Below are 2,712 nucleotides of genomic sequence, written 5' to 3' on the forward strand. Positions count from 1 at the left end.
TACAGCAGCGAGCGGGAGTATCCCGGAGAAAACGGCCAGTCCCGCTGGATTAGCTGGGTGGATCAGGGCATTTTCGACAGCCAAGGCCGCTTGGTGGAGATCCTATCGGTGGGGCGGGAGATCACCGAGCAAAAGCGGGCAGAACAACAGTTGCAAGCCCTCAACCGGGAGCTGGAAGCCCAGGTGGAGCTGCGCACGGCCAAGCTGCAGCAAGCCTTGCATTTTGAGGGGGTGCTGCGCGCCATCAGCAGCCGGATGGTGGTCAGCCTAAACGAGGGGGAAATCCTGGAAGAAGTGGTCAAAACCCTTGCCGAAGCGCTAAGCCTGACCTGCTGCCAAATCCTGCTGCTTTTAGAAGATGGGTCAACCTGGATCCCTGGCTACTGCTACTCCCCCCTTCTCTCTTCTGATGCAGCTCAGGGCGACAGGGCGGATCCCTTGCATGGCCGAGACTACGCCAGCGACCCGGAGTTCTTGCGCCTGCTGCAGTCCCATTCTTCCTCACAGCAGAAATGGGAAATCCACTGCTGTTGTCGGAAGGAAGGACGCTGGGTGCGGCTGCTGGCCTGCACCCTTTGGGACAAAGAGAAGCGGCTGGGAGCTTTGCTGTTGGAGCGGCTGCCGGAGCAAGAGTTTTCCGAAGACGAGATTCAACTGGCCTATCAGGTGGCCAACCTATGTGCCCTGGCCATTCGCCAAGCCCGTCTGTACCAAGCAGCCCAAGCGCAGGTGAAGGAATTGGAGCGGCTGAATTTGCTGAAGGATGATTTCCTCAGCACCGTCTCCCACGAGCTGCGCACCCCCATGACCAATGTGCGCATGGCCTTGCAAATGCTGCAAATGACCCGCGATAACCCCGAGAAACAGCGGCACTACTTCACCATTGCCCTGAAAGAGTGCAACCGGCAAATCGAGCTCATTAACGACCTGCTGGATATGCGACGGCTGGAAGCCGGGACGTATCTGCTGCAACCAGAGAATATTTTTCTGCCGCGGTATTTACAAGATTTGCTGGACGGGGCTCAGCCTTTGGCCCAAGCCAAACATCAACACCTGCAACTGCACCTGGAGGCAGGGATCCCCTCGCTTTGGGCCGACCCCACCTGCTTGGGGCGCATTCTGCGCGAGCTGCTGCACAACGCCATCAAGTACACGGCCCCCGAGGGATCCATCCACCTGCGGGTTGTCTCAGAAGGAGAGGGGATCCTCTTCGTCTGCAGCAACAGCAGCGAGATCCCAGAGCCAGAGCTGCCCCGCATCTTTGAAAAGTTTTACCGGATCCCGCAATCGGATCGCTGGAAGCACGGCGGCACCGGCCTGGGGCTGGCTTTGGTGAAGCAACTGGTGGAGCATATGGGGGGGAATATCTCCGTCAACAGCTCGGATGGATGGACGCATTTCCAAGTTTGGTTGCCCCAAGGTGAGGATCCTGCTCCGCCATTGCCCGGCCCACCCCCAATGTCAGAAGACCTCCCCTTTTGGAAAGAGGCTGGGGGTGAGGGGCATACCTGACCCCTATCCCGGCAAGACTTGTTGCTGCCAGAGGGCCTCCAGTTGCACCGTGTATTCGGAGTTCACGATGGGCACTGCCCCAGCAATGGCCTCTTGAATGGGGATCCCGGCAGCAGCCTCCAGCTGGGCAAAAGCTGTTTGGTAGTCGGCAGACAACCGGCTGACATCAATGAGCGGCAGATCCCCCCAGACCTCCGGCTTGAACTTTTCCAATTGCCCCTCCGGGCTGGCCAAGACCTCTGCCAGGACCATTGCCCCCCAAGGATTGGCCGCATTAATGGGAATGGCTGTAAACGAGGGATCGATCAAGCTGGTGCCCGGGATCCCATAGGGGGTGGTGCTGGGGGGAAATTGGCCGTTGCCCTTGCGTAAGATCACCTGATCGATAAAGGTGGGGATGAGCCACACTTCGCCGTTGGCAAAGAGCTCCGCCAGGCGGGCAAAGGTGGGCGGGTAGGTTTGGCCCTGTCTCCACAGGAAGGGATCCAGCTTTCTCAGGTATTCCACCAGGGCAGGGGATTGTCGCGCCCAGAGATCGGCATCGAAGTCCGGCCCGCTGTACTGAGCATAGCCCCCGGTCACACCATAGAAGGCGCTCAACAAAAAGCGGCTGCCATGAAAATCCGGCGGGGCCACGTAGGTAAATCGCCCTGGATTGGCCTCTGCCCAAGCCAACAGTTCGGCGTAGCTCTGGGGGGGATTGGGTACCCGTTCGGCATCATAGGCCATCAAAAAGTAGTTGCCGGTGTAGGGCGCAGAATAGCCCTCGGTGGGCAGGCCAAAATCCGTTGCAATATCGGCGGGATCGTAGAAGGGCAAGCTGGGCAATTTCTCAGCAAAAGGGCCGAAGAGCAAATTCCCCTGCTTGAGGGTGCGGAAGTTGTTGCCATTGATCCAGATGAGATCGATGCTGCCGCCGCTGCGCAGCCCGGCCTGTACCTCCCCAATCACCTTGTTGACTGCTTCAACGGTATCCGTGAGCGGGATCCGGTTCAAGCGAATGCCATAACGCTCCTGCAACTGGCTTCTCACCCAGCCATCCACAAAGCCGTTGATGGCCTCGCTGCCGCTCCACATGGCCCAGTTGACAGAGCTGCCCCGCGCCCGCTCCAGAATGTCTGCCCAGCTCAGGGATCCCAGATCCACCGAACTCTGTGAGGTATTCTGGGCAAACGGAGAGCCTTGACTCAACGCCCAAGC

2 protein-coding genes are annotated in these 2,712 nt (G+C 59.1%); one reads left to right on the forward strand and one right to left on the reverse strand.

Going from position 1 to position 2,712, the window contains the following annotated elements; all coding sequences use genetic code 11:
* Positions 1-1,512: ATP-binding protein (locus NW820_RS08680; RefSeq protein ID WP_414407261.1), on the forward strand; the 1,512-nt coding region annotated here is incomplete at its 5' end.
* 3 nt (positions 1,513-1,515) lie between these two features.
* On the opposite strand, the gene NW820_RS08685 is transcribed toward NW820_RS08680, so the two are convergent.
* Positions 1,516-2,712: ABC transporter substrate-binding protein (locus NW820_RS08685; protein WP_414407262.1), on the reverse strand; the 1,197-nt coding region annotated here is incomplete at its 5' end.

The sequence above is a fragment of the Synechococcus sp. R55.7 genome (genome assembly GCF_047461955.1).
Classification (GTDB): domain Bacteria; phylum Cyanobacteriota; class Cyanobacteriia; order Thermostichales; family Thermostichaceae; genus Thermostichus.